Here is a 21,673-nt window from a genome sequence, read left to right as displayed (position 1 = left end):
GCCATCGGCAGGGCGCGGCGGGCCGCACGCGTAGGCACCAGCCGCCCCCTGGCTGGTGCCAGGGCAAGGGCAGCAATGCCCGCGTGCCGTCCGGCGTGTCCCGGGCCGAAGGGCGAGGCGTTGGCAAGGCGCGCGGGCGCTTACCGGGGCCCGCGCGTGGGCGTGAAGGATGTGTTCACAGCCTCTCAGCGCGGTGCCAGGATCGCCATCGTGATGCGCGACACGCAGGTCGGCATGCCGGCCTCGTCGGCCATGTCGATCTGCCAGACGTGGGTGCTGCGGCCCATGTGCACCGGCCGCGCGGTGCCGGTGACCCAGCCGCCGGTCACGCCGCGCAGGTGGTTGGCGTTGATGTCCAGGCCGACGGCGCGCCAGTCCTCGGGCACGGCGTAGGCGGCGCCGCAGGAGCCCAGCGTCTCGGCCAGCACCACGCTGACGCCGCCGTGCAGCAGGCCGTATGGCTGGCGGGTGCGCCGGTCCACCGGCACCCGGCCGCGCAGGAAATCGTCGCCGACCTCCAGGAATTCGATGCCCAGGTGCTCGATGGCCGTGCCGGCGCTCAGGGTGGTCAGGATCTCGACGGAGACGGGTTTCTTCCAGATGGGCATGGCGGGCGGCGGTTCGTTGCTCGGGAGGTGGGCACTATACGGGCCAGCCCGAGGCCGATGCCGAGCCGGGGCCGGACCTATCATGCGGCTCCGCTCGACACGGAGACAGCGCGCATGGTCCCGAACTTCCTCCTGCCATCGTCCACGCCGCCGGGGCAGGCCTGAGGTGCAGGACCCGCTGTTCCCGGACGAGCCGGCGCGGTCCGCGCCGGCGCCCGTGCCCGCCGCACGGCCGCGCACCCGCAGCGTCGCGCCGGCGGCCTGGCCCGCGGAATTCGCCGCACTGGCCGCGCGGCTGCCGCCGCTGCTGCACCTGGGCACCTCGTCCTGGTCCTTCCCCGGCTGGGACGGGCTGGTCTGGGACGGCACCTACAGCGAGTCCATGCTGGCCCGGCGCGGCCTGGCGACCTATGCGCGGCACCCGCTGATGCGGGCCGTCTCGCTGGACCGGGCGTTCTACCGGCCGCTCACCGTCGCGCAGTACGCGGCCTATGCCGAGCAGGTGCCGGCGCATTTCCGCTTCGTGGTCAAGGCGCCGAGCGCCGTGGCCGACGCGCTGGTGCGGCGCGAGGACGGCCAGGGCATGCGCGCCAACGAGGGCTTTCTCGACCCGGGCCTGGCCTGGTCCGCCTTCGTCGAGCCGGCGCTGCAGGGCCTCGGGGCCACGGCTGGCGCGCTGGTGTTCCAGCTCAGTCCGCTGCCGGCCGCGATGCTGGCGCGCATGCCGCACTGGATCGCCCGCCTGGGCGCTATGCTGGCCGCGCTGCCGCCGCTGCAGGAACTGCGCGCCCGCGCGCCCGACCTGGTGCTGGCGGTGGAGGTCCGCAACGCCGAGTGGCTGGTGCCCGCCTTCGCCGACGCCCTGCGCGCCGCCGGCGCCACCTACTGCCTGGGCGGCCACGCCAAGCTGCCGCCGATCGCCGAGCAGCTGCCCGTGCTGCGCGCGCTGTGGCCGGGGCCCATGGTCTGCCGCTGGAACCTCAACCGCCTGCACGGCGCCTACGGCTACGAGGATGCCAAGGCGCTGTACCAGCCCTTCCACGAACTGGTCGATCCCGACCCCGACACCCGCGCCGTGCTGGCCCGCGTGGCCCGCGCCACCCTGGCCGCCGGCCACCACGCCTACCTCACGATCGGCAACAAGGCCGAGGGCTCCGCGCCGCGCACGGTGGAGGCGATGGCGCGGCTGCTGGCGGCGTAGTCAGCGCTGCCCGTCGTGCACCGACACCTGCTCCTTCAGCAGGCCGCCCAGCCGCGAATGCACCCGCCCGCCCGTGCCCATGACCAGCGCGAACAGGATCTCCCGGGGCCGCGGCGCGTCCTGGATGCCGATCTCGATGCTGTTGAAGTGGCTGCGCACGTAGCAGGCGTGGATGTAGTGCACCGGCACCATCAGCCGGTAGCCGGTGCCGGCCACGGCCTTGGCCGCCGGCACGATGGCCTTGGGGTTGCCCAGCACCTCGCGCATGGCCCAGCCGCCGGCCTCGTGCCAGACGGCGCCGTGCTCCATCTCGCCGTCCACGCCGACGATCGCGGCCTTGCTGTAGACCTCGACGCGGTCGCGGCCCAGCGTGTCGACCAGCTCCTTCGCCAGCAGCGTGCCCAGGCTGCGCAGCTCGGCCATGAAGGGCGTCAGGTCCGGCTCGTAGCGGCCGGCGTAGGGGTTGCGGATCACCGCGCAGGCCGCGGCCATCTTCAGCGGCACCTCCACCGGCGGGCCGCCCTCGTGGTAGGTGGTCTCGATGGTCAGGCTGCGCTTGCGGATTTCGATCAGGGACATGGCGGACTCCTGGGAGGGACGACGTGGGACGATCATCGCCGATGCGGTGCGCGGTTGACCAGCCAGATGCCGGCGGCCACCAGCGCCATCGCGCCGAGCAGGCTGGGCGTCAGCGGCTCGTGCAGCAGCCAGGCGCCGAAGGCCAGCGCGAACAGCGGCGTCAGGAACACGAAGGACGACAGCTGCGTGGCCGGGTAGCGGCCCAGCATCCACATCCAGGCCAGGTAGCTGGCGAACGCGCCGACCACCGCCTGCAGCGCCAGCGAGGTGGCCACGAACGGCGTGAAATGCCAGTCCCAGCGCTCGCCCAGCGCCAGCGACAGCAGCGGGAACACCAGCGCCGAGACGGCCAGCTGGTAGAACAGCAGCTTCTCGGGCCCGATGCGCACCAGCGCCGTGGCGCGGATCAGCACCGTCGTCAGCCCCCACATCAGCGCCGCCAGCAGCGCCAGCAGGTCGCCGCGCCAGGTGGCCAGGCCGGCGCCGAAGCCCTCGCGCAGCGCGAAGGCCACGGCCGCGAACGCGCAGGCCAGCCCGACCCACTGCGCCGGCCGCAGCCGCTCGCTCGGCACCCGCCAGGGCAGCAGCAGCGCGACCCAGAACGGCGAGGTGTACAGGAACACCGTGGCGCGCGAGGCCGTGGTGCCGGCCAGCCCCAGGTACAGCGCCACGAACTCGCCGGCGAACAGCAGCCCGGCCACCAGCCCCGCGGCCAGCGAGCCGTCGCGGCTGAACAGCGCGATGCCGCGCCAGCGGCACCAGCCCATCAGCAGCAGCGTGGCGGCGACGAAGCGCAGCGCGCCCTGCAGCACCGGCGGCATGTGCGCGATCGTGGCCTTGACCAGGACCTGCTGCGCGCCCCACAGCAGGCAGCAGATGATCAGCAGGCCCATGGCCAGCCTGTCGAGGCGGTCCTTGCGCTGGGTCGATGGCATGGTTCAGGGGTGTGTGGCGCCGCGCGGCCGGGCGGCAAAGCATGGGCCGGCGCGGCGCAGCGGGGCCGGCCGAACCCGGGAAAAGCTCACAACGGATGCTCGGTGTAGAAGCGCCCGCCGTGGAACAGCAGCGGCGAGGCGCCGGCGCGGTGCGTGCAGTGCTCGACCTCGCCGACGAAGATCACGTGGTCGCCTTCCTCGTAGCGGCTGCGGTTGAAGCACTCGAACACCGCGGCGCAGCCCTCCAGCAGCGGCGCGCCGGCCACGCCCTCGCGCCAGGCCACGCCGGCCCAGCGGTCGGGCGCCCGCGTGGCGAAGCGCTCGGCCAGCGCCTTCTGGTCGGAGGCGAGGATGCTGATCGCGTAGTGCGAGCCGGTGCTGAACGCCGCCATCGCCGAAGCCGTGCGCGCCAGGCTCCACAGCACCAGCGGCGGGCTCAGCGACACCGAGTTGAACGAATTGGCCGTCAGCCCGACCAGGCGTCCGTCGCCCTGGCGTGCCGTCACGATGGTCACCCCGGTGGCGAACATCGACAGGCTGCGGCGGAACTCGACGGTGGAAAAGGTCGGGGCGCGCGCCTGGCGCGTCGCGGCGGGGAGAGGCATGGCGGCGAATCTAACCGAATCGCATGGGCGCGGCGCGCAGCGGCGCGAGCACCCATGCGCCCGGCGTTCCTACAAGCGGTGCGCCCGCCGTCCGACACGCTGCCCGCGGGCGCTGCGCTACGGTGGAGCCGTCTTCCCGTCGCCCGGTCGTCGCCACGGCCTTCCATTCCGAGAAAGAGGCAGCCATGCCCGACAAGTCCCCCGGTTCCCGCTCCCGCGTCAACTACCTGCGCCGCCGCCCGCGCCCGGGCGCACTGGTGCGTGCGCCCGACGACCTGCCGCTGCCGCACGAGCGCGACCAGATGGAACACGGCATGACCGACGACGGCAAGGTGCCCCAGGAAGGCCGCCAGGCCCACGAGGATCTCGACCGCGGCGTGCAGGACACCAGCAAGTCCGTCGAAATGGACAGCACCTACCGGCGCCAGAAGTGAGCCGCCGCCAGCGGCGTGCGCGCCACCGCTGGCGCGCCCGGGAACGCGCCCCGGCACGGGCCGCCGGCCCGCGTCACCCCTTCTGCCGGTGGTGCCAGCCGATGAATTGCGGCGCCACGCGGGCGATCACGGGACCGTCGAAGTCCCAGGACATGCACTGGCCCATGTAGAACGGCGGCGTGAGGCGCACCGTCTCGGGCTCGCCGCGCTGCTGGCGCAGGTGCTCGCGGTAGCTGCCCATGGTCTGGAAGGCGGCCGTGGCCGCGCCGAACAGCAGCTCGCGCAGGTGCGTGCAGCCGCGCGTGCCGCCGATGGCCTCGTCCAGCGCGCGCCGCCAGCCGCGCCCCAGCGTGGCGCCGATCAGCCGGCGCACCGGCGCCTCCGCCCGCGGGCATTCCTCGAACGGCGTGCCGGGCATCGCGGCATGGATGTCGACGATCTTCATCGCGTCGTCGATGGTCACGCGCACGTGCATGTCGTGCACCGGCTCGCCCTTGGGCAGCACGCCGCGGCCGGGCATGGTCTGCTCGTAGTTCTTGGTGTCGCGCAGATGGCCTTCGATGTCCCACAGGCCGTCGTCGCGGTGGTAGCCGCGGTATTCGACGCGGCGCAGGTGCGCGTGGGTGCGTGGGGCAGGCGGTGGCAGCGGCATGGAAGGAAATTCTAGGGATCTGGCCTTGATCGCGCTCAAGCGGGCCGGGGTGTCCCCGCCGCTTCACACTTCCACCAGCAGCCCGGGGCGGAAGCCCTGCTGCTCGCCCTTGTCCGCATAGCCCAGCGGGTTGGCGACCACGTGGCAGCCGCGGTGCCGGTAGTCGCTGGGGGCGTGCAGGTGGCCGTGCAGCCAGGTATGGGCCAGCGGCAGCAGGTCGTCCAGCGCATTGCAGAAGCCGGCCGTGCCGGGCGTGAGGCCGTAGCGCGGGTCGGCGCTGTGCAGGCTGGGCGCGAAATGCGTCACCACCACCGTGTGGCCGTCGAACGGCGTCTGCAGCACCGCGCGCAGCCAGTGCTGGCAGGCCAGGCCTTCCTCGCGCATCTGCGCGGCCAGCCAGGGCTGGCCGTGGCGCGTGGTGCCGGTGCGGCGCAGGTAGTGGTCGGCCGCGCGGAAGGCCTTGTGCCGGGCCTTCAGCAGCTCGGCCGGTGCCGCCGGCCGGCTGCCCGCGGCCAGGCCGATGGCGTCGAAATCCGTCCACAGCGTGGTGCCGGCCAGCCGCAGCGCACGCCCGTCGGCGCCGGCGCCGGGCAGCGTGACGACCTCGCGGTCCAGCCAGACCAGGCCCAGCCGCTCGCAGCACGCGCGCAGCCTCGCCCGGGCGTCATCCACGTCCAGCATGTCGTACTCGTGGTTGCCGGGCACGTAGTACACCGGCACCGGCCAGTCGCGGAACAGCGGCAGGCCGAAGGCGTCGTCGGCCATGCGCGAGCCGGCCTGGTAGGAGCCCACGTCGCCGGCCAGGATGAGTGCCTCCGCGCCCGGCAGCGGCTCGGGCACGAAGTCGGTGTGCACCTCGAGGTGCAGGTCGGACAGCAGCTGGAATTTCACGGAATGCGGCGCGGATGCGGATCCATGCGATGGTTATGCGGGAACGGCATGGTCATCGGCTTGCGAAACTAGGGATAACCCTTATTCTTGGAGCACTGTCATTTCTGGAACCGCTGCCACGCGGTGTGTGTATGTCGATCGTTTCCTGGTTTGCCCATCTGTTCCAAGGGTGGGCCGCTTCCGCCGCTGCTTCTGCCGGCCAGGCCCCCCGCGAAGCCGCGTCCTCCGACGTGGCCTTCGGCCTGCTGGAGAGCGCGCACCGCTGCGCGGGCCACGACCCGTTCGAGGCCCGGCGCCTGCGCAGCGCCGCCCTGGCCTGGCTCAGCGTGGTTCGCTGAGCGGCGGCCCCAGCGGGCCGAACGCCTTCTCCGCCGCCCGCACGACCGCCTGGCGCAGCCACTGGTGGTCGCTGTGCAGATCCATGCGGCGATGCCACAGCGCCTCCACGTGCACGGCGGCGACCTGGAACGGCAGCTCGCGGTGCACCACCTGGCCGGCGATGCCGGCAGCCTCGATGAAGTGCCGCGGCAGCACCGTCAGCAGGTTGGACGTCGCCACCACGCGGCCGGCCGTGAAGAACTGGTTGACCGTCATGACCACGCGGCGCTCGCGCTTGAGCAGTGTCAGCGCCTCGTCGATGAAGCCGTAGGGCCGCCCCGAGAAGCTGACCAGCAGGTGGCGCGCCGCGCAGAACCCGTCCAGCGTCAGCGGGCCGTCCGCCAGCGGGTGGTCGCGCCGCATCGCGCAGACGTACTCGCTGTCGTACAGCCGCTGGTGCTCGAACGGCACCGCCTTGCCGACCTGGGCGCGCGCCGTCAGGTCGGCCAGCACGGCCGGGAAGAAGCCGATCGCCAGGTCCGCCGCCTCGTCGTCCAGCAGCCGGCGCGGATCGCGCGTGCTCAGCGGGATCACGCGCAGCGACACCCCTGGCGCCTCGTGCTCGAGGATGTCGAGCAGCTCCGGCATCAGCAGCGCGGCCGTCGCATCGGCCATCGCCAGCACGAAAGTGTTGTCTGCTTCCAACGGATTGAAGCTGCTCGGCGCCAGCGAGGCCTGCAGCTGGCGCAGCGCATCGCGCACGGGCGGCCACAGCGCCATCGCACGCGGCGTGGGCTCGATGCCCTGGCCGCTGCGCGTGACCAGCTCGTCGCCCAGCGCATCGCGCAGCCGCTGCATGGCGTTGCTGACGGCCGGCTGCGTCAGCGACAGGTTGCGTGCCGCCCGGGTGAGGCTGCGCTCGGCCAGCACTTCGTCGAAAACACGCAACAGGTTCAGGTCCAGCGTGCGGAAGTTCGGAGGAGCCAAGGGCGGCCTTCGCGTGAAAAAGTGGGCGAAATACTGTATTCATCACGATGCTGAATGTCCAGCATCATGAATATAAATTTGAACATACCTAGGGCAAACCCTAGTATTCACCCCAAGCGCTGCTACCGACGCAGCGAAGGAAAGGAATCCACATGACCAGCTTCGTTCACATCGACTATCCGCAACAACACCCCGGCGTGGCCCGGGCCGAGGCCGTCATCGAGGCGGCCGGCCGCATGCGCCGCGACTTCGACGGCACCCGCGGCATCGCCGCCCTGCTGCTCGGCGCCGTGGTCGCCGCCCTGCTGGTGCTGGCCGACCGCCTGGTCGAAAGCTGGGCCGGCGGGCGCCTGATGGCCGCCTGGATCGTGCTGTGGCTGGTGGCGTTCGCCGCCATCGCGCTGTTCGCCGCGCCGGCCCGCCGCCTGGCGGGCGCCGTCGTCGGCGGCCTGAACGCCTGGTCGGCCCGCGTCGCCCAGCGCCGCGCCGACGAGCGTCTGTGGGCCACCGCCCAGGTGGATGCCCGCGTGATGGCCGACCTGCGCGCCGCGATGGCCCGCAGCGAAGGCGCCATGCTGCCGAGCGCCGCCGCGGCCGCCCTGCGTGCCGCCGAGGCGCCCAACCGCCGCAGCCTGCGCCAGATCATCCTGCAATGGCACCGTGACGTGCGGAACACCCGCACCCAGGTGGCCATGCTGATGGCGGCCGAGAAGGCCTCGCGCAGCATGGCCGGCCTGAGCGCCGGTGGCGCCCTGCCGCAGCAGACGCAGACCCTGCTGCGTGCCGACCAGGCCAGCGCCGCCCTGCGCGATGCCGCCCATGCCCTGGGTGCCCGCCACGCCGGCTACTACCAGTAACCCTGGTCCATCTCCGCGGGGCGAGGCCGGCTGGCCAATCCCCGGTCGCCTGCCGGGCGCTGCGAAGGGAACGTGTTTGACACGTTCCCTTTTTGTTTGGCGGTGCTGCATGGGGCGTTGACGCGGGTTTCCCCATGGCGTGAGACGGGTTTGTGGCCGCATGCCCTTTGCGGCTGGCGTCCTCGAGCTGGCGAGGACGAGTGGCAAACCACTCTGGATGGGTGCGATCGCTGCCTTGTCGGTGCCGCGCTGCGGCGGTCGCCGAAACGAAAACGCCCAACCGAGAACGATGGTTGGGCGCTGAATGTAGTGGTGGAGAGGAGGAGGATCGAACTCCCGACCTCCGCATTGCGAACGCGGCGCTCTCCCAGCTGAGCTACCCCCCCACGCGAAGACGCGCATTCTAATACCGATGCGCACGGTGCTGCCGTGTCGGTGTCCAATCGCCACATGGATGCGAACGACACTGTGCTGCGGCGCCTGGACGCGCTGGAACTGAAGGCTTGCGAGGCCGAGGACCTGCTGGAAACGCTGAACCTCACGGTCTATCGCCAGCAGCAGCTGATCGAGGTGCTGCAGCGCCAGCTGGAGACACTGCGCCGGCAACTGCCGGATCCGGCCGCGGCTGCGCCGGCCCGCAGCCTGCGCGACGAGCTGCCGCCGCACTACTGAACGGTTCCTGGGCCCGGCCCCCGTGGCGGGCTCGGCAGCCGGGGGCGGCCCGGCGCATCCCTGGGCGGCTGGTGCGCCGCCGCCAGGCAGTCCTGGAACAGCAGCGCGGCGCGCGAGGGCTGCGGCGAGCGGCGCAGCAGGCTCACGAACTGGCAGGCGTACGAGAAGCGCTGCGGCGCCACGGCCTGCAGCAGCCCCTGGGCGACGAAGCCGGCCGCGTAGTGGTCCGGCAGGAAGCCGAGGAAGCAGCCGGACAGCACCAGCGTGGCGATGGCTTCCTGGTCGTGTCCGCTGGCGCGGCGCACCAGCTGCTGCCGGTGGCTCAGTTCCATGTTCGGCGAGTGGTAGGCCAGGCCGGCGAACGGGTACTGCCGCAGCCGCGCCCAGCTCAGGCCCGCATGGTCGGCGCCGAACAGCGGGTGGTTCCTGCCGCAGTACAGCAGCATGGTCTCGCCGAACAGGTCCGCGTAGCGCAGGCTGCGCGAGGCGCGGTGCGCCGGGATGATGCCCAGCGCGAAACGGCCGTCGATCACGCCGCGCTCGATCTCCTGGATCGAGGCCACGTGCAGGCTGGGCCGTACCTCGGGCGCCTGCGCGCAGAAGCGCGCGATGGCCTCGGCGATGCGCGCCTGCGGGTTGGTCGCGGTCTTGTCGAACACGGCCAGCTCCAGCGTGCCGCCCATGCGGCCGTGGATGTCGTCGATGCCGCTGCGGAAGGCGTCGACCGCGGCCAGCAGGCGCTGGGTTTCGTCGTAGACGCGCTGGCCCTCCTCGGTCAGCGCGAAGCCGGCGCGGCCGCGCCGGCACAGCAGCAGGCCGAGCCGCGTCTCCAGGTCCTTGACGTGGCGGCTGATCGTGGACGTGCCGATGTTCAGCTCCAGCTCGGCCGCGGTCATGCCGCCGCACTGCACCACGCTGCGGAAGACCTTCAGCAGCCGCAGGTCCATGTCGTCGAGCTGGCCGAGCACGGCGCGGCGCGCCGGACGGGGCGTTGCTTGCATTGATCGTCAAGTGAAGATGGATAGGTGAACATTGTCCAACTGAGCCGGGCACCCAACAATCGCGTTTTCCGTCCAACTTGGGAGCCCCCATGACCGTGTCGACCGCCCCCGCCGCGAACCCCGCCCTGCGCACCGACGCCGCCTGGCTGGAGGCGCACTGGATGCCCTTCACCGGCAACCGCCAGTTCAAGGCCGACCCGCGCCTGGTCGTCGAGGCCCGGGGCGCCTACTTCACCGACGCGCAGGGCCGCCAGGTGTTCGACGGCCTGTCGGGCCTGTGGTGCACCGGCCTGGGCCACGGCCGCACCGAGATCAGCGAGGCCGTGGCGCGCCAGGTGGCCAGGCTGGACTACGCGCCCGCCTTCCAGTTCGGCCATCCGCTGTCGTTCGAGCTGGCGAACAAGGTCAAGGCGTTGATGCCCCAGGGCCTGGAATACGTGTTCTTCACCGGTTCGGGCTCCGAGGCGGCCGACACCTCGCTGAAGCTGGCGCGTGCCTACTGGCGCGCCAAGGGCCGCGGCACCAAGACGCGGCTGATCGGCCGCGAGAAGGGCTACCACGGCGTCAACTTCGGCGGCATCTTGGTCGGCGGCATCGGCGGCAACCGCAAGACCTTCGGCCAGGGCGTGGAGGCCGACCACATGCCGCACACCCAGCCGGCCGCGGGCTCCTTCGTCAAGGGCATGCCGGCCGAGGGCGGCGCGGCGCTGGCCGACCGGCTGCTGGACCTGATCGCGCTGCACGACGCGTCCAACATCGCGGCGGTGATCGTCGAGCCGTTCTCGGGCTCGGCCGGCGTGGTGATCCCGCCGGTGGGCTACCTGCAGCGCCTGCGCGAGATCTGCACGCAGCACGACATCCTGCTGATCTTCGACGAGGTCATCACCGGCTTCGGACGCTGCGGCGCGATGACCGGCGCCGAGGCCTTCGGCGTCACGCCGGACATCCTGAACTTCGCCAAGCAGGTCACCAACGGCGCGCAGCCGCTCGGCGGCGTGGTCGCCACCCGGGAGATCTACGACACCTTCATGGCGGCCGGCGGGCCGGACTACCTGGTGGAGTTTCCGCACGGCTACACCTATTCGGCGCATCCGGTCGCCTGCGCGGCCGGCATCGCCGCGCTGGAGCTGCTGGTGGCCGAGGACGGCCCGGGCCGCGTGCGCGCGCTGGCGCCGCACTTCGAGGCCGCCGTGCACAGCCTCAAGGGTGCGAAGCACGTGCTGGACATCCGCAACTACGGCCTGGCCGCCGGCATCACGATCGCCCCCGTGCCCGGCGAGCCGGCGAAGCGCCCGTTCGAGATCGCCATGGCGTGCTGGAAGAAGGGCTTCTACGTGCGCTACGGCGCCGACACGATCCAGCTGGCCCCGCCCTTCATCAGCGAGAAGGCCGAGATCGACCGGCTGGTCAACGCGCTGGGCGACGCCTTGGCCGCGACGGCCTGACGGCGCGCGCGGGCGTCAGCCGCGTTCGAAGTGGAACAGCGCCGTCGCGGCGCGCACGTTCGGCAGCACGCGGACCGGTTGCCCGTCCTGCAGGCCGAAGGCGTCCAGGATCTTCAGGCCGTTCTTGCGCGCCAGGACCGCGAAGTCCCTGAACGTGCCGACGCGGATGTTCGGCGTGTCGTACCACTGGTACGGCAGCCGGCGCGTGACCGGCATGCGCCCGCGCAGCACCGACAGCCGGTTCGGCCAGTGCGCGAAGTTGGGGAACACGACGATGCCGTGGCGGCCCACGCGCGCCGTCTCGCGCAGCATGGTCTCGGCATTGCGCAGGTGCTGCAGCGTGTCGATCTGCAGCACCACGTCGAAGCTGGCGTCGTCGAACATCGCCAGGCCCTGCTCCAGGTTCAGCTGGATTACGTCAACGCCGCGCTGCACGCAGGCCAGCACATTGGCGTCGACGATCTCGATGCCGTAGCCGCTGCAGCCGCGCGTGGCCTGCAGGTGCGCCAGCAGCGCACCGTCGCCGCAGCCCAGGTCGAGCACGCGCGCGCCCTGCGGCACGAGGCGGGCGACGGCTTCCATCGTGGCCTGGTCCGGCATCAGCGGCCTCCTTCGGTGGCGATGCGCTCGAAGTAGGCACGCACCACGTTCAGGTAGCGCGGGTCGTCGAGCAGGAAGGCGTCGTGGCCGTGCGGCGCCGCGATCTCGGCGTAGCTGACCGGGCGCTTGTTCTCCAGCAGCGCCTGCACGATCTCGCGCGAACGCGCCGGCGCGAAGCGCCAGTCGGTCGTGAAGCTGACCAGCAGGAACTTCGCCTGCGCCCGGGCCAGCGCGCGCGCCAGGCTGCCGCCGTGGGCGCGGGCCGGGTCGAAGTAGTCCAGCGCGCGCGTGATCAGCAGGTAGGTGTTGGCGTCGAAGTACTCGCTGAACTTGTCGCCCTGGTGGCGCAGGTAGCTCTCGATCTGGAACTCGATGTCCTGCGTGCTGTACTTCAGGTCCATCCCTTCGCGCAGCTGGCGGCCGAACTTCTCGTTCATCACGTCGTCGCTGAGGTAGGTGATGTGGCCGATCATGCGGGCGATGCGCAGCCCGCGCCGGGGTACCACGCCGTGCGCGTAGAAGTGGCCGCCGTGGAAGTCCGGGTCGGTCACGATGGCGCGGCGCGCGACCTCGTTGAACGCGATGTTCTCGGCCGTCAGGTTCGGTGCGCTGGCGATCACCACGGCATGGCGCACGCGCTCCGGATGGCGCAGGCTCCAGCACAGCGCCTGCATGCCGCCCAGGCTGCCGCCCATCACGGCCGCGAGCTGCCGCACGCCCAGCGCATCGAGCAGCCGGGCCTGCGCGTCGACCCAGTCCTCCACCGTCACGACCGGGAAGTCCGCGCCGTAGACGCGGCCCGTGTCCGGATCGCGGTGCATCGGGCCGGTCGAGCCGAAGCACGAGCCCAGGTTGTTCACGCCGATCACGAAGAAGCGGTCCGTGTCCACCGGCTTGCCGGGACCGATCATGTTGTCCCACCAGCCTTCGGATTTCGGCTGGTCCGCGTAGATGCCGGCGACGTGGTGCGAGGCGTTCAGCGCATGGCAGATCAGGACGGCGTTGCTGCGGTCGGCATCGAGCCGGCCGTAGGTCTCGTAGGCCAGCGTGTAGCCGCGGATGGACGCGCCGCTCTGCAGCGGCAGCGGCGCGTCGAAGGACATGGACTGGGGATGCGCGATGAACGACATGGACGCTGCAATGAAAGAACCCGGCTCGCCAACGACGAAGCCGGGTCAGGCGTCCGCGTTTAGCTGCATTTCGGAACTCGGCGGTTCCGGCGCCCGCAATCTGGAACAAATCGGCGCAGGAAAGGCAGTATAGCCAGCTACGCCATCCACAGCGCCGCGATGCCCAGGGCCGCGAAGATCACGGCCGACACCAGGTGCACCGCCCGCACCGGCACGCGCCGGGTGAGCTTCTCGCCCAGCCAGACCGCCGGCGTGTTGGCCAGCATCATGCCCAGCGTGGTGCCCGCCACGACCCAGGCCAGCGCCCCCTCGAAGCGCGCGGCCAGCATCACCGTGGCGATTTGCGTCTTGTCGCCGATCTCGGCCAGGAAGAACAGCACCAGCGTCGTGCCGAACACCCCCAGCCGCGGCGCCTTCTGGGCTTCGTCGGCGTCGAGCCGGTCCGGCACCAGCATCCAGGCCGCCATCGCCAGGAACGAGATGCCGAGCAGCACGCGCAGCGTGCCCGGCCCGACCATGGACTGGATCCAGGCGCCGACCGCGCCGGCGGCCGCATGGTTGGCCAGCGTGGCGGCGAGGATGCCGGCGACGATGGGCCAGGGCTTGCGGAAGCGGGCGGCCAGCACCAGGGCCAGCAACTGGGTCTTGTCGCCCATTTCGGCGAGCGCGACGATTCCGGTGGAGAGGAGGAAAGCTTCCACGACAACGAACTCCGGCCGGGATGCACGCACCAATGACTGCGGGCAGCCTTCCCGGCACGAGAGGCTGTGCAGTCAAAGGTCTCGCTGAAATCCCTGGGCCCGCTGCCGCGGGCCGCCGGTGATCCGTCTGCGCCATGTCGGCGGTGCCAGGCGGCACCGCGCGAGCAAGTCTGTTGACGCAAACCCCTTTCGAGAAGGGTGGCTACTCCCCCAAGACGGCGGCAATTGTAGTGCCATTGGTCCGCGTCGATCGGTGTTTGTACCTAGATCGATCCGCGCATACTAGGAAGCCACAGGGATTTCCCGGACCTGCGTCAAGGGGTACGCCTTCGATTGGTGCATTTATCGAGGAATTTTTTTTGGGAATTTGCGTTTTATCCGAACCCGACCGCATATGATGGGAGGGCATGGGTCGCCCCATGTGGTTTGCGGTGTCGGCAAGTTTCGCGTCCTTGAGTTCTGCAGTTTGCGTGTTCGGGACTCCATCGCTTTTCTTTGTGTTTTTGAGGAGTCCCTTCAATGGGCAACAAACTGTATGTCGGCAATCTGCCGTACTCGCTGCGTGACGGGGATCTGGAGCAGTCGTTCAGCCAATTCGGTACCGTGACCAGCGCCAAGGTCATGATGGAGCGCGATACCGGCCGCTCCAAGGGTTTCGGTTTCGTCGAGATGAGCACCGACGCCGAGGCGCAGGCCGCCATCAACGGCATGAACGGCCAGCCGCTGGGTGGCCGTAGCTGCGTGGTCAACGAAGCCCGCCCGATGGAAGCCCGCCCGCCGCGCAGCGGTGGTGGCGGCGGCTACGGCGGCGGCGGTGGTGGTTATGGCGGCGGTGGCGGTGGCGGCTACGGTGGTGGCGGCGGCGGTTACGGCGGCCGTGGCGGTGGTGGCGGCGGCGGTGGCTACGGCGGCCGTGGTGGTGGCGGCGGCGACGGTGGCTTCCGCAGCCCCTACGGCTCCGGCCCGCGCGGTGGCGGCGGCCGCGGCAACAACAACTACTGAGAAACGGCGCCTGCCTGCCGGCAGGCCCGGATCGTGCGAAAAAGGCTCCTGCGGGAGCCTTTTTGCTGGGCTTCGCCAGCCGGCCTAGTCCTGGCCCTGGCGCGGTTTGCGGGCGCGGCCGACCAGCAGGCGGTCGAACCAGGCGTTCGGCAGCAGCCGCATCAGCTTGGCGGCCACGCCCATCTGCCAGGGGATCACCCGGTAGCTCGCACCGGCCTCGATCGCGGCCAGGGCCTTGTCGGCGAAGCGCTCGGCCGGCATCAGGAACGGCATGCCGTAGCGGTTTTTGCGCGTCAACGGCGTGTCGATGTAGCCGGGCGTGAGGGTGACGACCTTCACGCCGTCGGGCCGCAGCTCGCCGCGCAGGCTTTCGCAGTAGGCGATCACGCCGGCCTTGCTGGCGCAGTAGCCGCCGTGGCCGGGCAGCCCGCGGATGCCAGCCACGCTGGCGATGCCGACCAGCGTGCCACGGCGGCGCGCGCGCATGGGCTGCACGAAGGGATGGAAGGTGGCGGCCATGCCGACGTTGTTGGTCGCGAAGATGCGGGCGATCACGTCGATGTCCTCGCGCTCGGCCGTGTCCACGCCAATGCTGATGCCGGCGTTCGCGATCACGACGTCGGGCAGGCCCTGCCGCGCCAGGCAGGCCCGGCCGGCGGCGACGATGCTGTCGGGCTCGGCCACGTCGGCGCCGTAGACGGCCACGCGCGCGGCGTCCAGGCCGTGGGCGGCGCGCCAGGCCTCGATCTCGGCCGTGCGCCGGGCCACCAGGGCCAGGGCGTAGCCGGCCTGGTGGCAGCGCAGCGCCAGCGCCTGGCCGATGCCGCTGGACGCCCCGGTGATGAAAGCCAGCCGCGGCGGCACGGCGTCGTCGCGCTCAGCGGGCCGGCGTGCCGCCCAGGGTCCCGCGCACGCGGCCGCCGAGCTGCATCACCCGGTCCAGGTTGTCGTAGTCCATGCCGTCGGCCGTGAAGCGGTCGCCGTCGCGGATCAGGACCACCGGCTTGTCCGAGCGCACCCGCTCGACGTTGGAGTAGGCGTGCAGGAACTCGCTGCGCAGCTCCAGCCGCGGCAGCAGGCGGCCGCTGCGGTCCTTCTGGGCTTCGCGCACGACCACGGCGTTGCCGAGCAGCTGGACTTCCGAGCCGTCGGCGTTCGACAGCGCGCGGTTGGCCGTGGACACCGTCTCCAGGCCCTGTTCGCTGATCGAGCGGATGCGCGCCTTGTCGATTTCCAGCGTGTCGGTGTCGGGGTAGTGCCACATCTGCACGCCCTGGATCTCGCTGCGCAACTGGCCGGCCGCGTCGAAGTTCTTGACGGAGAAATCGCGCATGAAGTAGTCGGGCTCGCTACTGAGCTGGCGCTGCGGCGCCGGCGCCGCCAGCGTGGGCGCGTTGCGGACCAGCCAGTAGCTGCCCAGCGCCAGCAGCGCCATCAGCAGCACCGGCAGGTAGAGGGACAGTCGCTCCCAGGCATCGCGCAGGAAGTTCATGCCTGGTAGCGCGCCAGCAGGTCGGCGTAGCGGCCGCTGGCGGCGAGCAGCAGGTCGCAGAACTCGCGCGCCGCGCCGTGGCCGCCCGGCCGCTCGGTCACGTGGTGCACGGCGGCGCGCACCTCGGGGTGGGCGTTGGCCGGGGCGCAGGCCAGGGCGCAACGGTTCAGCACCGGCAGGTCGGGCCAGTCGTCGCCGATGCCGGCGGCCTGCGGCCAGTCCAGGCCCAGCTCGGCGAGCACCGCCTGGGCGGCGGGCAGCTTGTCCTCGGTGCCGAAGCGCGCATGCGTGACGCCCAGCGCCTGCAGCCGGGCGCGCAGGGCCGGCGCGTCGCGCCCGGTGACCACGGCCGGCGTGATGCCGGCGGCCTGCAGCAGCTTGATGCCGAAGCCGTCCAGCGTGTGGAAGCGCTTGACGGTCTCGGCCGCGCCGCGCGGGTCCCCGCCGGGCAGCTCGGCGATGTACAGGCCCCCGTCGGTCAGCACGCCGTCGATGTCGAAGAAGGCCACCCGCACGTCCTGGCCGCGCAGCAGCAGCTCGGGCGGGTGGCGCAGCACCGGGGCGCGGCCCATCAGATCACCTTGGCGCGCATCAGGTCGCCGATGTGGACCACGCCGGCCAGCGTGCCGTCCGCGTCGACCACCAGCACGGCCGTGATGCGGTGCTGCTCCATCAGCTCCACGGCCTCGGCGGCCAGCGCGTCGGCGCGGATGGTGCGCGGGTGCCGGTGCATGACCTCGCCGGCGCGCAGTGCGCGCAGGTCGCCGCCCTTCTCGACCAGCCGGCGCAGGTCGCCGTCGGTGAACACGCCCTGCACGTGCAGCGCCTCGTCCACGATGGCGGCGATGCCGCCCTTGGCGCTCATCTCGCGCATCATGTCGGCCAGCGGCGTGTCCACGGCCACGGTGGGCATCTCGGCGCCGGTGCGCATCACGTCGCCGACGTGCGTGAGCAGCTTGCGGCCCAGCGCACCGCCGGGATGCGAGCGCGCGAAGTCCTCGGCTTTGAAGCCGCGCAGCTCCAGCAGCGCCACGGCCAGCGCGTCGCCCAGCACCAGCTGGGCCGTGCTGCTGGCGGTGGGCGCCAGGTTCAGCGGGCAGGCTTCCTTCTCGACGCCGCTGTCCAGCACCTCGTCGGCATGGCGCGCCAGCGTGGACGCGCGCCCGCCGGTGATGGCCACCAGCGGCACGCCCTGGCGCTTGAGCAGCGGCAGGATCAGGCTCAACTCGGCGGTCTCGCCGCTGTTGGAGATCGCGATGACCAGGTCGCCACCGGCCACCATGCCCAGGTCGCCGTGGCTGGCCTCGCCCGGGTGCACGAACAGCGCCGGCGTGCCGGTGGAGGCCAGCGTGGCCGCGATCTTGCGGCCCACGTGGCCGCTCTTGCCCATGCCCATGACGACCACGCGGCCCTTGAGCGCCAGGATGCGCTCGACCGTGCGCACGAAGCTCTCGCCGATGCGGGCCTTGAGCCCTTGCACGGCGGCGGCTTCGATGTCCAGGGTGGCATGGGCCAGGCCGATGACCTGCGCGGTATCGAGCGGCCGTGCGCGGCCGGGCGGTTGCGTCATGGCGGCGATTCTATCGAGCGACCCCCAGCGGGCGGCCCGCGCGCACGCTAGCATCGGCCACCATGTCCTCGCTCGAACTGACGCTCGTCTACCTGCTGGCGGCCGTCCTGGGCGTGGTGCTGTTCCGCTCGCTGAAGCTGCCGCCGATGCTGGGCTACCTGTCGGTGGGTGTGCTGATCGGCCCGAACGCGCTGGCGCTGGCGCAGAACTCCGAGTCGGTGGGGCACCTGGCGGAGTTCGGCGTGGTGTTCCTGATGTTCGTGATCGGGCTGGAGTTCAACCTGCCCAAATTGCGTGCCATGCGCCGCCACGTGTTCGGCCTGGGCCTGAGCCAGGTGGTGCTGACGATGCTGGTGGCCACCGCCTGTTCGCTGGCGCTGACGGCGCTGGCGCCGCGCTGGTGGCACATGTCCTGGCAGACGGCGCTGGCGCTGTCGGGCGCGCTGGCCATGAGCAGCACCGCCATCGTGGTCAAGCTGATGGCCGACCGGCTGGAGCTGGAGTCCGAGCACGGCAAGCGCGTGATGGGCGTGCTGCTGTTCCAGGACCTGGCCGTGGTGCCGCTGCTGGTGCTGATCCCCGCGCTCGGCGCCTCGGCCGAGCGGCTGTTGCTGGCGCTCGGCCTGGCCGTCCTGAAGGCGACCGTGCTGATCGCCGTGCTGCTGTCCGGCGGCCAGCGCGTGATGCGCTGGTGGCTGACGCTGGTGGCGCGGCGCAAGAGCGAAGACCTGTTCGTGCTGAACCTGCTGCTGATCACGCTGGGCCTGGCCTGGCTAACCGAGCAGGCCGGCCTGTCGCTGGCGCTGGGGGCCTTCATCGCCGGCATGCTGATCTCCGAGACCGAGTACAAGCACCAGGTCGAGACCGACATCCGGCCGTTCCACGACGTGCTGCTGGGCCTGTTCTTCATCACCATCGGCATGCTGCTGGACTGGCGCATCGTGCTGGCGCGCTGGCCGCTGCTGGTGCTGCTGGTCACGCTGCCGGTGCTGTTCAAGCTGGCGCTGATCACCGTGCTGGCGCGGCTGTTCGGCGCCACGCCCGGCGTGGCGCTGCGCACCGGGCTGTACCTGGCGCAGGCCGGTGAATTCGGCTTCGTGCTGCTGGCGCTGGCCGGCAACCGCGGGCTGGTGCCGGCCGAGCTGCTGAACCCCATCCTCGCCAGCATGGTGCTGTCGATGCTGGCCACGCCCTTCCTCGTCATGTACAGCAACGCCATCGTCACGCGCTTCGTCAGCAGCGACTGGCTGCAGCAGTCGCTGCAGATGACCAGCATCGCGCGCCGCTCGATCAACGCGCACAAGCACGTGATCATCTGCGGCTACGGCCGCTGCGGCCAGAACCTAGCGCGCCTGCTGGAGCACGAGGCCATCCCCTACATGGCGCTGGACTTGGACCCCGACCGCGTGCGCCAGGCCGCCGCCGCCGGCGACTCGGTGGTGTTCGGCGACGCGGCCCGGCTGCAGGCGCTGATGGCGGCGGGCCTGGCGCGCGCCAGCGCCGTGGTGCTGACCTACCAGGAAGTGCCGAGCGTGCTGAAGGTGCTGGCGCACGTACGCGCCCACGCGCCGCAGGTCCCGGTGATCGTGCGCACCCAGGACGACCGCGACCTCGACCGCCTGCAGCGCGCCGGCGCGGCCGAGGTCGTGCCCGAGGCCATCGAGGGCTCGCTGATGCTGGCCAGCCACGCGCTGGCGCTGGTCGGCGTGCCGATGCGCCGCGTGCTGCGGCTGGCGCAGGACCAGCGCGAGGCCCGCTACCACCTGCTGCGCGGCTACTTCCACGGCGCCGACGACGACGGCCTGGACGAGTTGTCGCACGAGCGCCTGGGCACGGTGGCGCTGACGCCGACCGCCCGCGCCATCGGCCAGCCGCTGGGCCACCTGGCGCTGCACGCGCTGGGCGCGCGCGTGGTGCAGCTGCGCCGCCAGGGCGGCGCGGCCGTGGCGCTGGACGACGAGACGCTGCTGCAGGACGGCGACACCGTCGTGCTGTCGGGCCAGGCCGAGGCGCTGGCGCTGGCCGAGGCGCGGCTGCTGCGCGGCTAGGCGGGCGCCGTGGCCCGGTCCGCCAGGGCCCAGCCGCTGTTCAGGTCACCGCGTCGAACCGGCGGCGGTTGACCATGCGGTACGTCACCACGGCGCCGGCCGCCATCGCCACGGCCAGGGCCAGCGCGGGCTGCTGCTCCGACAGCGCGGCGAAGCGCCGCGGCGACAGGCCCCACAGCCGCGCCGGCTCGCTGGCCTGCACCGTGGCGCTGCGCGGCGCGCGCGCGAAGAAGCTGCCCTCGCCCACGGCCGATCCGGCGCCCAGGACGGCGAGCCGCAGCTCGCCCTGGGTGTCGCGCAGGTGCACGCCGAGGCTGCCGCGCTCGATCAGGTACAGCGTGCGGTCCGCCGCGCCCTGCTTGAACAGCACCTGGCCGTCCGCCAGCGCCAGCGGCCGCAGGTACGGCGCCAGCGACTGCCATTGCGCGGGCGACAGCTGCAGCGGCAGGCGGTCCTCGGCCGTGGCCTGCGCGATGGCGTCGATCAGGTCCTGGAGGTCGAACCCGGCGGACGGTGGCGTGTCGGTCATGGCGGTGCGTGGAGGAGCGCGGTGCGGCTACTTGCCGATGCAGAAACGGGAAAAGATGACACCCAGCAGATCGTCCGAGCCGAAGGCGCCGGTGATCTCGTTGAGCGCATTTTGGGCCAGCCGCAGCTCCTCGGCCACGAGCTCCAACGCCTGTCCGTCGGCCAGATGCTGCCTCACAGCGGCCAGATGCTCGCCGACACGCGCCAGCGCCTGCACGTGGCGCGCGCGGGCCAGGTACACGCCCTCGGGCAGCGGCTGCCAGCCCGCCAGGCGCAGCAGCGCGGCGCGCAGGGCGTCCAGCCCGGCGCCGGTCCTGGCCGACAGGTGCAGGCCCTCGGGCCGCGCGGCGTCGCCAGCCAGGTCCACCTTGTTCCAGAGGTGCAGCACCGGCACGCCGGCCGGCAGCCGCTGCGCCAGCCCGGCGGCGATTTCGGCATCGGCCTGGCGCGCGGCCGGGTCGTCCAGCCGCAGCAGGTCGTGCAGCAGCAGCACGGCGTCGGCGCGCTCGATCGCCTCCCAGGCGCGCGCGATGCCGATGCGCTCGACCGGGTCGTCGCTGTCGCGCAGGCCGGCCGTGTCCACCACGTGCAGCGGCACGCCCTCGATCTGGATGGACTGCTCCACCCGGTCGCGCGTGGTGCCGGCGATCGGCGTGACGATGGCCAGCTCGGCGCCCGCCAGCGCGTTCAGCAGCGAGGACTTGCCGGCATTCGGCTGGCCGGCGATGACCACGGTGATGCCGTCGCGCAGCAGCGCGCCCTGGCGCGTGCGCGCCAGCACGGCGGCCAGCTGGCGCTGCAGGCCGTCGAGCTGGCCCTGCGCGTCGGCCTTGCGCAGGAAGTCGATCTCCTCCTCGGGGAAGTCCAGCGTGGCTTCCACCAGCATGCGCAGGTGGACCAGGCGCTCGCGCAGCGTCTCGATTTCGTGCGAGAACTCGCCCGACAGCGAGCGGCTGGCGCTGCGCGCGGCGGCCTCGGTGCTGGCGTCGATCAGGTCGGCCACGGCCTCGGCCTGGGCCAGGTCGAGCTTGTCGTTCAGGAACGCGCGCCGGGTGAACTCCCCTGGCTCGGCCAGGCGCAGGCGCGGCAGCACGCCCGTGCCGGCGGCTTCCAGGCCGCGGGCGAGCAGCAGCTGCAGCACCACCGGGCCGCCATGGGCCTGCAGCTCCAGCACGTCCTCGCCCGTGTAGCTGTGCGGTGCCGGGAAGTACAGCGCCAGGCCGCGGTCGATGGCGCCGCCGTGCGCGTCGGGAAACGGCAGGTAGGTGGCCTCGCGCGGCCGCAGCGTGCGGCCCAGCAGGGCCTGCACGAAGGGTGCGAGGTCGCGCCCCGAGAAGCGCACGATGCCCACCGCGCCCCGGCCCGGGGCGGTGGCGATGGCGGCGATGGGGTCGTCGTGGTGGTGGCGGGTAGGCAT

The 21,673-nt window shown here is 71.8% G+C and carries 26 protein-coding genes and 1 tRNA gene; 9 read left to right on the top strand and 18 right to left on the bottom strand.

The window, feature by feature from the left end:
* Positions 1-185: 185 nt before the first annotated feature.
* Entirely contained in the window at positions 186-608 is a 423-nt protein-coding gene (locus QM782_RS08220; protein WP_415202427.1) for a hotdog fold thioesterase, read from the bottom strand.
* Positions 609-774: 166 nt separating this feature from the next.
* Here QM782_RS08220 and QM782_RS08215 point away from each other — a divergent pair, with 166 nt between their 5' ends.
* Positions 775-1,809, top strand: a complete 1,035-nt coding sequence (locus QM782_RS08215) for a DUF72 domain-containing protein (RefSeq protein WP_415202426.1) — start codon at positions 775-777, stop codon at positions 1,807-1,809.
* On the opposite strand, the gene QM782_RS08210 is transcribed toward QM782_RS08215, so the two are convergent.
* From QM782_RS08210 to QM782_RS08200, 3 genes are all read right to left on the bottom strand, one after another.
* A complete protein-coding gene (locus QM782_RS08210; protein WP_415202425.1) occupies positions 1,810-2,388 on the bottom strand; it encodes an amino acid synthesis family protein in 579 nt (192 codons plus the stop codon). It lies immediately after the preceding gene.
* Between the two features lie 32 nt (positions 2,389-2,420).
* The gene (locus QM782_RS08205) at positions 2,421-3,323 is read right to left on the bottom strand and encodes a DMT family transporter (protein WP_415202424.1); all 903 of its coding nucleotides are present in this window, start codon (positions 3,321-3,323) and stop codon (positions 2,421-2,423) included.
* Between the two features lie 86 nt (positions 3,324-3,409).
* Positions 3,410-3,928 carry a flavin reductase family protein gene (locus tag QM782_RS08200; RefSeq protein ID WP_415202423.1) on the bottom strand — a complete coding sequence of 173 codons (519 nt, stop codon included), beginning with the start codon at positions 3,926-3,928 and terminating at the stop codon, positions 3,410-3,412.
* A gap of 185 nt (positions 3,929-4,113) precedes the next feature.
* Here QM782_RS08200 and QM782_RS08195 point away from each other — a divergent pair, with 185 nt between their 5' ends.
* Positions 4,114-4,362, top strand: coding sequence for a hypothetical protein (locus QM782_RS08195; RefSeq protein WP_415202422.1), 249 nt, complete (start codon positions 4,114-4,116; stop codon positions 4,360-4,362).
* 73 nt (positions 4,363-4,435) lie between these two features.
* Here QM782_RS08195 and QM782_RS08190 read toward each other — a convergent pair whose 3' ends face one another.
* Both QM782_RS08190 and QM782_RS08185 read right to left on the bottom strand, forming a co-directional pair.
* A complete protein-coding gene (locus QM782_RS08190) occupies positions 4,436-5,014 on the bottom strand; it encodes a DUF2889 domain-containing protein (RefSeq protein WP_415202421.1) in 579 nt (192 codons plus the stop codon).
* Between the two features lie 63 nt (positions 5,015-5,077).
* Positions 5,078-5,905, bottom strand: coding sequence for a metallophosphoesterase (locus tag QM782_RS08185; RefSeq protein ID WP_415202420.1), 828 nt, complete (start codon positions 5,903-5,905; stop codon positions 5,078-5,080).
* Positions 5,906-6,036: 131 nt separating this feature from the next.
* Between QM782_RS08185 and QM782_RS08180 the strand changes: the two genes are divergently transcribed.
* The gene (locus QM782_RS08180) at positions 6,037-6,243 is read left to right on the top strand and encodes a hypothetical protein (protein ID WP_415202419.1); all 207 of its coding nucleotides are present in this window, start codon (positions 6,037-6,039) and stop codon (positions 6,241-6,243) included.
* Here the strand turns inward: QM782_RS08180 and QM782_RS08175 are convergent.
* Positions 6,227-7,210, bottom strand: coding sequence for a LysR family transcriptional regulator (locus tag QM782_RS08175; RefSeq protein WP_415202418.1), 984 nt, complete (start codon positions 7,208-7,210; stop codon positions 6,227-6,229). The genes QM782_RS08180 and QM782_RS08175 overlap by 17 nt on opposite strands.
* Positions 7,211-7,362: 152 nt before the next feature.
* Here QM782_RS08175 and QM782_RS08170 point away from each other — a divergent pair, with 152 nt between their 5' ends.
* A complete protein-coding gene (locus tag QM782_RS08170; RefSeq protein WP_415202417.1) occupies positions 7,363-8,067 on the top strand; it encodes a hypothetical protein in 705 nt (234 codons plus the stop codon).
* Positions 8,068-8,377: 310 nt separating this feature from the next.
* On the opposite strand, the gene QM782_RS08165 is transcribed toward QM782_RS08170, so the two are convergent.
* Positions 8,378-8,453 (bottom strand) — tRNA-Ala (locus tag QM782_RS08165).
* A 64-nt stretch (positions 8,454-8,517) separates the two neighbouring features.
* Between QM782_RS08165 and QM782_RS08160 the strand changes: the two genes are divergently transcribed.
* Positions 8,518-8,739, top strand: coding sequence for a SlyX family protein (locus QM782_RS08160; protein ID WP_415202416.1), 222 nt, complete (start codon positions 8,518-8,520; stop codon positions 8,737-8,739).
* Here the strand turns inward: QM782_RS08160 and QM782_RS08155 are convergent.
* The gene (locus QM782_RS08155; protein ID WP_415202415.1) at positions 8,733-9,740 is read right to left on the bottom strand and encodes a LysR family transcriptional regulator; all 1,008 of its coding nucleotides are present in this window, start codon (positions 9,738-9,740) and stop codon (positions 8,733-8,735) included. The two genes, QM782_RS08160 and QM782_RS08155, sit on opposite strands and share 7 nt — an antisense overlap.
* An 89-nt stretch (positions 9,741-9,829) precedes the next feature.
* On the opposite strand from QM782_RS08155, the gene QM782_RS08150 reads away from it, so the two are divergent.
* Positions 9,830-11,185 carry an aspartate aminotransferase family protein gene (locus QM782_RS08150; RefSeq protein ID WP_415202414.1) on the top strand — a complete coding sequence of 452 codons (1,356 nt, stop codon included), beginning with the start codon at positions 9,830-9,832 and terminating at the stop codon, positions 11,183-11,185.
* Positions 11,186-11,200: 15 nt separating this feature from the next.
* Here the strand turns inward: QM782_RS08150 and metW are convergent, their stop codons facing one another.
* Both metW and metX read right to left on the bottom strand, forming a co-directional pair.
* Complete coding sequence (metW, locus tag QM782_RS08145; RefSeq protein WP_415202413.1) at positions 11,201-11,785, bottom strand: methionine biosynthesis protein MetW; 585 nt, start codon at positions 11,783-11,785, stop codon at positions 11,201-11,203.
* Complete coding sequence (gene metX / locus QM782_RS08140) at positions 11,785-12,915, bottom strand: homoserine O-succinyltransferase MetX (RefSeq protein WP_415202412.1); 1,131 nt, start codon at positions 12,913-12,915, stop codon at positions 11,785-11,787. The genes metW and metX overlap by 1 nt, the downstream gene beginning before the upstream one ends.
* Here metX and QM782_RS08135 point away from each other — a divergent pair.
* A complete protein-coding gene (locus tag QM782_RS08135) occupies positions 12,905-13,048 on the top strand; it encodes a hypothetical protein (protein WP_415202411.1) in 144 nt (47 codons plus the stop codon). The two genes, metX and QM782_RS08135, sit on opposite strands and share 11 nt — an antisense overlap.
* A 4-nt stretch (positions 13,049-13,052) precedes the next feature.
* On the opposite strand, the gene QM782_RS08130 is transcribed toward QM782_RS08135, so the two are convergent.
* On the bottom strand, positions 13,053-13,616 hold the full coding sequence (locus tag QM782_RS08130) for a TMEM165/GDT1 family protein (protein ID WP_415202410.1): 564 nt from the start codon (positions 13,614-13,616) through the stop codon (positions 13,053-13,055).
* A gap of 519 nt (positions 13,617-14,135) precedes the next feature.
* Here QM782_RS08130 and QM782_RS08125 point away from each other — a divergent pair.
* A complete protein-coding gene (locus QM782_RS08125) occupies positions 14,136-14,618 on the top strand; it encodes an RNA recognition motif domain-containing protein (RefSeq protein ID WP_415202409.1) in 483 nt (160 codons plus the stop codon).
* Positions 14,619-14,702: 84 nt separating this feature from the next.
* Here QM782_RS08125 and QM782_RS08120 read toward each other — a convergent pair whose 3' ends face one another.
* Genes QM782_RS08120 through QM782_RS08105 form a run of 4 tightly spaced genes read right to left on the bottom strand, consistent with a single transcriptional unit; the run spans position 14,703 to position 17,680 of the window.
* Positions 14,703-15,482: an SDR family oxidoreductase gene (locus QM782_RS08120; protein WP_415202408.1), complete on the bottom strand. Its 780-nt coding sequence runs from the start codon at positions 15,480-15,482 to the stop codon at positions 14,703-14,705.
* Between the two features lie 13 nt (positions 15,483-15,495).
* Positions 15,496-16,110, bottom strand: coding sequence for an LPS export ABC transporter periplasmic protein LptC (lptC, locus tag QM782_RS08115; protein ID WP_415202407.1), 615 nt, complete (start codon positions 16,108-16,110; stop codon positions 15,496-15,498).
* Positions 16,107-16,682: a KdsC family phosphatase gene (locus QM782_RS08110; RefSeq protein ID WP_415202406.1), complete on the bottom strand. Its 576-nt coding sequence runs from the start codon at positions 16,680-16,682 to the stop codon at positions 16,107-16,109. The genes lptC and QM782_RS08110 overlap by 4 nt, the downstream gene beginning before the upstream one ends.
* Positions 16,682-17,680: a KpsF/GutQ family sugar-phosphate isomerase gene (locus QM782_RS08105; RefSeq protein WP_415202405.1), complete on the bottom strand. Its 999-nt coding sequence runs from the start codon at positions 17,678-17,680 to the stop codon at positions 16,682-16,684. The genes QM782_RS08110 and QM782_RS08105 overlap by 1 nt, the downstream gene beginning before the upstream one ends.
* Positions 17,681-17,742: 62 nt before the next feature.
* Here QM782_RS08105 and QM782_RS08100 point away from each other — a divergent pair, with 62 nt between their 5' ends.
* Entirely contained in the window at positions 17,743-19,728 is a 1,986-nt protein-coding gene (locus tag QM782_RS08100) for a monovalent cation:proton antiporter-2 (CPA2) family protein (RefSeq protein ID WP_415202404.1), read from the top strand.
* 40 nt (positions 19,729-19,768) lie between these two features.
* On the opposite strand, the gene QM782_RS08095 is transcribed toward QM782_RS08100, so the two are convergent.
* Together QM782_RS08095 and mnmE are read right to left on the bottom strand one after the other, a co-directional pair.
* Positions 19,769-20,257, bottom strand: coding sequence for a cyclic nucleotide-binding domain-containing protein (locus QM782_RS08095; RefSeq protein WP_415202403.1), 489 nt, complete (start codon positions 20,255-20,257; stop codon positions 19,769-19,771).
* A 27-nt stretch (positions 20,258-20,284) separates the two neighbouring features.
* Positions 20,285-21,673 carry a tRNA uridine-5-carboxymethylaminomethyl(34) synthesis GTPase MnmE gene (mnmE, locus tag QM782_RS08090; protein WP_415202402.1) on the bottom strand — a complete coding sequence of 463 codons (1,389 nt, stop codon included), beginning with the start codon at positions 21,671-21,673 and terminating at the stop codon, positions 20,285-20,287.

The sequence above is a fragment of the Pseudorhodoferax sp. genome, assembly GCF_047601025.1.
Taxonomy (GTDB): Bacteria; Pseudomonadota; Gammaproteobacteria; order Burkholderiales; family Burkholderiaceae_C; genus Pseudorhodoferax.
Note: the sequence above shows the minus strand (reverse complement) of the source record. Positions and strands in the feature narration are given on the sequence as shown.